Origin of the sequence: Streptomyces sp. NPDC059092 (assembly GCF_042756365.1) — a bacterium.
GTDB lineage: Bacteria > Actinomycetota > Actinomycetes > Streptomycetales > Streptomycetaceae > Streptomyces.
The window spans coordinates 1-6,615 of record NZ_JBHZEJ010000134.1; the positions used below are offsets into that span (position 1 = coordinate 1).

The following is a 6,615-nucleotide window of genomic DNA, read 5'->3' on the forward strand; positions in this document are numbered from 1 at the left end:
TGATTAGAGACAGACGCCGGGTTCGCGGTGATCACGGGCGGCGGTCCCCGCGGGGGGACGGTGACCGGTCCCCCCGCGGAGGCCGGCGCGGCGCTCGTTCAGGCGAGACCGCGGCGGGCCACGGCGGGCGGCCGGTGGCCCGCGACGGACGCGACCATGTCCAGCACCTGCTTCGTCTCCGCGATCTCGTGGACGCGGTAGACACGCGCGCCGAGCCACGCCGATACCGCCGTCGTCGCCAGCGTGCCGATCAGCCGCTCCTTGACGGGCCTGTCGAGCGTCTCCCCGACGAAGTCCTTGTTGGAGAGCGAGACCAGCACCGGCCACCCCGTCCCCGCCATCTCGCCGAGCCTGCGCGTCGCCTCCAGCGAGTGCCGGGTGTTCTTCCCGAAGTCGTGGCCCGGGTCGATCATGATCGCGTCGCGGCGTACGCCCAGCTCCAGGGCGCGTTCGGCCAGCCCCAGCGTCACCCGCAGGATGTCCGCCATCACGTCGTCGTACGCGATCCGGTGCGGCCGGGTCCTGGGCTCGGCCCCGCCCGCGTGCGTGCACACCAGTCCGGCGCCGTACCGCGCGGCGACCTCCGCCAGCCGGGGGTCCACCCCGCCCCACGCGTCGTTGAGCAGATCCGCACCGGCCTCGCAGACCGCCTCGCCGACCTCGTGGCGCCAGGTGTCGACGCTGATCACCACGTCGGGGAAGCGGCGGCGTACCTCCGCGACGAAGCCGACCGTGCGGCGGGCCTCCTCCTCGGCCGTGACCTCGTCGCCGGGGCCCGCCTTCACCCCGCCGATGTCGATGATCGCGGCGCCTTCGGAGACCGCCTGCTCGACGCGGTCGAGGGCCGGCTGGTCACGGAAGGTCGCGCCCCGGTCGTAGAAGGAGTCCGGAGTCCGGTTGACGATCGCCATGATCACCGGTTCGTGGGGGCCGAATTCCCGGCGTCCCAGCCGCAGCGTCCCGTCCGTGGAGCGCATGTCCGTGGTTCCTCCCAGCGTTCGGTTCACCTGCTGGCCGTCCGCGGCCTCAGGGTCGGCACCGACCCTAACCGCCTTCCGCGGCGCCCGGTGTCAGTGGCTCGTGGCACGATCGGCACTGGACGTTTCCTGCCCGGGGAGAAGCTCGTGTTCTTGTTCTTGCTCATCGCGATGGTCGTGGTCGTCGCCGCGGTCACCCTCGCGGTCGTCGGCGGCGGCGACAGCGCGGTTCTGCCGGAGGCCTCTCCGGAACGGCTCGTGGACCCCCTGCCCGTGGCGCGCCCGGTGGGGCGTGCGGACGTCGAGGCGCTCCGGCTGCCCGTCGGGGCCCGCGGGTACCGGATGGCGGACGTGGACGACGTCCTGAGCCGCCTGGGCGCCGAGCTGGCGGAGCGGGACGCGCGGATCGCGGAGCTGGAGTCCGCGCTCGCGGGCGCGCAGGCGACGGCCGTCTCCTCCCCCGACCTCTTCAAGAAGCCGGGAGAGGAGAGCGGGCGATGAGCGAGGTCCCCGGCGGCGCGGTGGCGGGACCCGACGGCCGTCCCCGCTGTCCCTGGGGCGTCTCCACGGACGACTACCTCGCTTACCACGACAAGGAGTGGGGCCGCCCGGTCCACGGCGACGACGCCCTGTTCGAGCGGCTGTGTCTGGAGGCCTTCCAGTCGGGGCTGTCCTGGATCACCATCCTGCGCCGCCGCGAGACCTTCCGGGCAGCGTTCGACTCCTTCAAGATCGCGTCGGTGGCGGAGTTCACCGACGCCGACCGTGAACGGCTGCTCGCGGACCCCGGCATCATCCGTAACCGCGCGAAGGTCGACGCGACCCTGGCGAACGCGCGCGTGCTGGCCGGCTGGCCCGCGGGCGCTCTCGACGAGCTGATCTGGTCGTACGCCCCCGACGCGGCCCAACGGCCGGCACCGGTGACGACGGCCGACGTCCCGGCCGTGACGGACCGGTCGACGGCGCTGGCGAAGGAGCTGAAGAAGCGCGGCATCCGGTTCGTGGGCCCGACGACGGCGTACGCGCTGATGCAGGCGTGCGGCCTGGTCAACGACCACCTGGCGGCGTGCGTGGCCCGCGACACGACGGACTGACCCGGGCCCTGCCCGTACGCCTGCCTGCCCGCCCGTACGCCCGCCCTGCGCGCACACCCGTCCCCCGCCCTGCGCGGACACCCGCCCTGCGCGGACGCCCGGCCGGTGCTCACGGCCGGGCGCCCGCGCAGGTCAGGTGCTCGGTGCGCGTCAGTGACCCACGTACCTCGGCTTCTCCTTCGCCAGGAACGCGCGCACCGCGATCCCGTGGTCCTCCGACGCGCCCGCCCTCGTCTGGAGTTCGTCCTCCTTCTCCAGCGTCTCGGCCAGCGAGTGCTCCGCCCCGTACGCCAGGGACTCCTTCAGCGCCGCGTACGCCACCGTCGGCCCCGCCGCCAGGCCGGCCGCCACCCGGGCTGCCGTGGCCGCCAGGTCGGCCGCGGGGACCAGCCGGTCGACCAGGCCCCACGCGTGCGCCTCCGCCGCCGGTACCGAGCGCGGGAAGAGCAGCAGGTCCGTCGCGCGGCCCCGGCCGATCAGGCGGGGCAGCGTCCAGGAGATACCGGAGTCCGCCGTCAGGGCCACGCCGGCGAAGGACGTGGTGAACGCGGCCGTGTCCGCCGCGATCCGGTAGTCCGCCGCCAGGGCGAAGCCGAGGCCCGCGCCCGCCGCGACGCCGTTGATCCCGGCGACGACCGGCTTGGGCATTCCGGCGATCGCCCGGACGATCGGGTTGTAGTGCTCGCGCACCGTGCTCATCGTCTGCCCGCCGCCCGTCCTGGCGTCCTCCGCCAGCAGCGCGGTGTGCTCCTTCAGGTCCTGGCCCACGCAGAAGGCCCGGGACCCCGCCCCGGTCAGCAGCACGCCGCGTACGGTGGAGTCGTCCCCCGCCGCCGTCAGCGCCTCCCGGAGCGCGACCTTGGTCGCGAGGTCCATCGCGTTCATGGCCTCGGGCCGGTTGATCGTGATCGTTGCGAGTCCGTCACTCACCTCGTACAGCACGGTGTCGGCCATGATCGGGTCCCCTTCGCGGCTCCAGCGGTCCTGTCCGGCCCCAGCATGGCGGAGATCACCGGCGGTGGGCATGTGACCTGCGTCTAAGAAAGTCGGGCGCCGGCAGAGCGCGCGGTGGCGAAGTATCGCAGCCGGATCCCCGAAATGCGACGTTTTGCGTGAGCGCGTTGCGCAAGCGATGCCGTCCGATGTTGGTCATCGGGTCCAGCCATGCGGGATAATGGGCTGGAAGCAATGTGTTCGATGCCGGTGACACAGCGCCTGTCATGGGGCCGCCGGCTGCGATGAGCTGGTTTCAGGAAGGGGAACGAGCATGGCGGCCATGAAGCCGCGAACGGGCGACGGCCCGCTCGAGGTGACCAAGGAGGGGCGGGGCATCGTCATGCGCGTTCCGCTCGAAGGCGGTGGTCGGCTTGTCGTCGAGCTGACTCCGGACGAGGCGGACGCACTCGGCGACGCGCTGAAGAAGGTCGTCGGCTGAGCGGAACGATCACGGTCTTCGGGGTGGGGAGTCACCCCCGGACAAGCAGCCCTCTGCCCCGGTACGGATTCGTCCGTACCGGGGCAGAGGGCTGTTCACGGCGGCTTCGAACAGTTCGCGGTGACTTCGGTGACTTCGGTGACTTCGGTGGCGCCGACGCGCTCACCGGCCCGCGCGGCGGCGTACGGCGTCGGCGGCGTACGGCGCGTTCCGGGAGCGGAGCCCGGGTCAGCCGCGCCGTACCGCGCAGAGCAGACCGTCGCCCACCGGCAGCAGCGTCGACTGGAGCTCCTGGCTCTCCCGCACGGTCCGCAGCAGCTCCCGCACCCGCAGCACCTCCGAGGGCTGGGCCGCCGAGTCCACCGTCCGGCCGTTCGCGAAGACGCCCTCGAAACAGACCAGTCCGCCGGGCCTGAGCAGCCGCAACGATTCAGCGAGATAGTCCAGGGACTCCAGCCGGTCCCCGTCGCAGAAGACGAGGTCGTACGCGCCGTCCGCGAGTCGCGGCAGTACGTCCAGGGCGCCGCCGGGGATGAACCGTGCCCGGTTCCCGGTGAAGCCGGCGGCACGGAACGCCTGCCGGGCGAACTGCTGGCAGTCGGGCTCGGTGTCGACCGTGGTCAGCACGCCGTCCGGGCGCATGCCCTCCAGCAGGTAGATACCGGAGACACCGGTGCCGGTGCCGATCTCGGCCACCGCCTTCGCGTCCAGCGTGGCGGCGAGCAGACGCAGCGCGGCGCCGGTGCCTGGTGACACCGAGCGGAGCCCTGTCTCCCGGGCCCGTTCCCGGGCCCAGTGCAGTGCTTCGTCCTCGGCGACAAAGGCGTCGGCGAACGCCCAGCTCGTCTGCCGGTTGGCGGTAATGACCCTCTCCTTGTCCCCGTTGGCGGCGCAACGGTGACTGTATCCGCTGCGCCCGGGAACCCGCAGATGGGACCAGGCGTTAAGAAGGGCAGAGCGCGAGGCGGACCGCAGGGCGGGGGAAACCCCGGGAGCGGCCCTGAAGAGGCCCGGGACGGCCTCCAAATTCACGTAAAGATTCTTATCCGGAGCTAACGGGCGGAGTGGCTATGGTAGGGGCTCCACTGGACACCACCAGAGCCGATAGGGGAGGTGCGGCTGCGCCTGTGGATCGGGGAGGAGTGCTCCGGCGCTTTCTCAGGTCAGCCGGCGAGCCGAAATCCGTGACCAACACCGCTGACCGTTCTCGCTCCACCGACTCCGCAGTTACGGCGACCTTCGCATCGGATGCGGAATCGCAGGCGTGGACGCCTCCCAGTTGGGAGGAGATCGTCAGCACGCACAGCGGACGTGTCTACCGCCTGGCGTACCGCCTCACGGGCAACCAGCACGACGCCGAGGACCTGACCCAAGAGGTCTTCGTACGGGTCTTCCGCTCGCTGTCGACGTACACGCCCGGCACGTTCGAGGGCTGGCTGCACCGCATCACCACCAACCTCTTCCTCGACATGGTCCGCCGCAAGCAGCGGATCAGGTTCGACGCCCTCGGCGACGACGCGGCGGAGCGGCTGCCCAGCCGCGAGCCCTCGCCGCAGCAGGTCTTCCACGACACGCACTTCGACGCGGACGTCCAGCAGGCGCTGGACACCCTCGCGCCCGAATTCCGTGCCGCGGTGGTGCTCTGCGACATCGAGGGGCTGTCGTACGAGGAGATCGCCGCGACGCTGGGCGTGAAGCTCGGCACCGTACGGAGCAGAATCCACCGCGGCCGTTCGCACCTGCGCAAGGCCCTCCAGCACCGTTCCCCCGAGGCCCGGGCCGAGCAGCGCGCCTTCGTGAGCGTGGCCGGGGAGGGCGGAGCGGCGTGAGTGGCACAGGGCCCACCCCCGCCGAGCAGCATCTGGGGGACCGACTCGCCGCCCTGGTGGACGGGGAGCTGGACCATGACGCGCGGGAGCGCGTGCAGGCCCATCTCGCGACCTGCGCCAGGTGCAAGGCGGAGGCCGACGCCCAGCGTCGGCTGAAGACCGCGTTCGCGCAGGCCGCGCCGCCGCAGCTCTCGGCCGGTCTGCTCGCCAGGCTCCAGGGACTTCCCGGCGGGCCCGGATCAGGACCCGGGGGTGACGACGACGGAAAAAGGCCCTTCGACGGGGGGCGCTTCGGTGACGGCTCCTTCGGCGAGGGTTCTTTCGGGGTCAGGAGGGACGGCTTCGGCTATGTCCCGGCCGGCCCGCACACCGGAGTACTGCCGGACAGCTCCGGATTCCGTATCCACGACGTCGGACGCCACGGCGGCCCCCGGCAGGACGACGCGCGCTCCCCGTGGCGCGGCCGGCGGTTCGCCTTCGCCGCGGCCAGCGCCGTGTCCTTCGCCGCGATGGCCCTCGGTGGGACGATGCCGCTCGGTACGGCCGCCGATGTCCTGCCGCGCGGCGCGGGCAACAGTGTGACCCCCCTGCGGGCCCCGGGCACCACGGCCCCGGCGTCCAGCGTCAGCGACTCCTCCCGCCGTCAGGGCGGCGGATCGCCCTCGCGCTCCACCGGCCGGCCCGCCGCCACCGCACCGCCCGGCGTGCTCCAGTCGCAGTTGCTCGTCGAACACCCCTTCCCGCAGACGCTGTTGACCGGCGCCTCGCCGCTGCCGTGGGCGCAGGCCACGGGCTCCGCCGTCCGGATCGACGAGCGGACGTCGGAGACCGGCTCCACGGCCACCCCCGACCCCACCCGGATCGAGGCCCCGACGCTGCCGTCCGCCCCGCTTTCCGCCCGGCGCTGAGCGGCTCCCTGCGCGGACGTTCGTAAACCTGGTTGAATCCAGGGCAGGGGTGCCCCTGGAGGGGCATGGAACGGCAGTTGCGGGGAGAGCATGGACGACGGGAAGCCGACCGGACCGAAGGCGAAGTGGTGGAGCCGGCCCTCCGTGGTCGGCGCGCCGCCACCGGAGCCCGACGGGCCGTCGGGGCCGACGGCCGGGAGCGCCGCGGTCACGGAAGAACTGCCCGCGGTCACGGAAGAACTGCCCGCGGTCACGGAAGAACTGCCCGCGGTCACGGCGGAACTGCCCGCCGTGACGCCGGAGCCGCCCGCCAAGCCCCCCGCGGTCACCGCGCAGCCGCCCGCCGAGCCCCCTGCCGCGCCGGCCGAGTTC

At 72.7% G+C, this 6,615-nt stretch carries 7 protein-coding genes and 2 pseudogenes; 6 read left to right on the top strand and 3 right to left on the bottom strand.

What is annotated here, in order from left to right:
- Window positions 1–98: 98 nt before the first annotated feature.
- Window positions 99–977, bottom strand: a complete 879-nt coding sequence (gene folP / locus ACFXPL_RS36760) for a dihydropteroate synthase (RefSeq protein ID WP_384927530.1) — start codon at window positions 975–977, stop codon at window positions 99–101.
- A gap of 147 nt (window positions 978–1,124) precedes the next feature.
- On the opposite strand from folP, the gene ACFXPL_RS36765 reads away from it, so the two are divergent.
- Both ACFXPL_RS36765 and ACFXPL_RS36770 read left to right on the top strand, forming a co-directional pair.
- Window positions 1,125–1,478, top strand: a complete 354-nt coding sequence (locus ACFXPL_RS36765) for a hypothetical protein (protein ID WP_384927531.1) — start codon at window positions 1,125–1,127, stop codon at window positions 1,476–1,478.
- On the top strand, window positions 1,475–2,071 hold the full coding sequence (locus tag ACFXPL_RS36770; RefSeq protein WP_384927532.1) for a DNA-3-methyladenine glycosylase I: 597 nt from the start codon (window positions 1,475–1,477) through the stop codon (window positions 2,069–2,071). Before ACFXPL_RS36765 ends, ACFXPL_RS36770 begins: the two co-directional genes overlap by 4 nt.
- Before the next feature lie 150 nt (window positions 2,072–2,221).
- Here the strand turns inward: ACFXPL_RS36770 and ACFXPL_RS36775 are convergent, their stop codons facing one another.
- Complete coding sequence (locus ACFXPL_RS36775) at window positions 2,222–3,025, bottom strand: enoyl-CoA hydratase/isomerase family protein (RefSeq protein WP_384927533.1); 804 nt, start codon at window positions 3,023–3,025, stop codon at window positions 2,222–2,224.
- A gap of 313 nt (window positions 3,026–3,338) precedes the next feature.
- Here ACFXPL_RS36775 and ACFXPL_RS36780 point away from each other — a divergent pair, with 313 nt between their 5' ends.
- Window positions 3,339–3,506, top strand: a complete 168-nt coding sequence (locus ACFXPL_RS36780) for a DUF3117 domain-containing protein (protein ID WP_003966491.1) — start codon at window positions 3,339–3,341, stop codon at window positions 3,504–3,506.
- A gap of 228 nt (window positions 3,507–3,734) precedes the next feature.
- Here ACFXPL_RS36780 and ACFXPL_RS36785 read toward each other — a convergent pair.
- A pseudogene (locus ACFXPL_RS36785) lies at window positions 3,735–4,401 on the bottom strand (O-methyltransferase).
- Between the two features lie 175 nt (window positions 4,402–4,576).
- Here ACFXPL_RS36785 and sigE point away from each other — a divergent pair.
- The 3 genes and pseudogenes from sigE to ACFXPL_RS36800 form a co-directional block, all read left to right on the top strand.
- Window positions 4,577–5,335, top strand: a complete 759-nt coding sequence (gene sigE, locus ACFXPL_RS36790) for an RNA polymerase sigma factor SigE (RefSeq protein WP_384927534.1) — start codon at window positions 4,577–4,579, stop codon at window positions 5,333–5,335.
- A complete protein-coding gene (locus ACFXPL_RS36795; RefSeq protein WP_384927535.1) occupies window positions 5,332–6,243 on the top strand; it encodes an anti-sigma factor family protein in 912 nt (303 codons plus the stop codon). Before sigE ends, ACFXPL_RS36795 begins: the two co-directional genes overlap by 4 nt.
- Before the next feature lie 90 nt (window positions 6,244–6,333).
- Window positions 6,334–6,615, top strand: a pseudogene (locus ACFXPL_RS36800) (protease); the annotation flags it as partial.

Coding starts and splice junctions, on each gene's coding strand:
- ACFXPL_RS36775 (WP_384927533.1), bottom strand. CDS start 3,025: ATGGCCGACACCGTGCTGTACGAGGTGAGTGACGGACTCGCAACGATC.
- ACFXPL_RS36770 (WP_384927532.1), top strand. CDS start 1,475: ATGAGCGAGGTCCCCGGCGGCGCGGTGGCGGGACCCGACGGCCGTCCC.
- ACFXPL_RS36780 (WP_003966491.1), top strand. CDS start 3,339: ATGGCGGCCATGAAGCCGCGAACGGGCGACGGCCCGCTCGAGGTGACC.
- folP (WP_384927530.1), bottom strand. CDS start 977: ATGCGCTCCACGGACGGGACGCTGCGGCTGGGACGCCGGGAATTCGGC.
- sigE (WP_384927534.1), top strand. CDS start 4,577: ATGGTAGGGGCTCCACTGGACACCACCAGAGCCGATAGGGGAGGTGCG.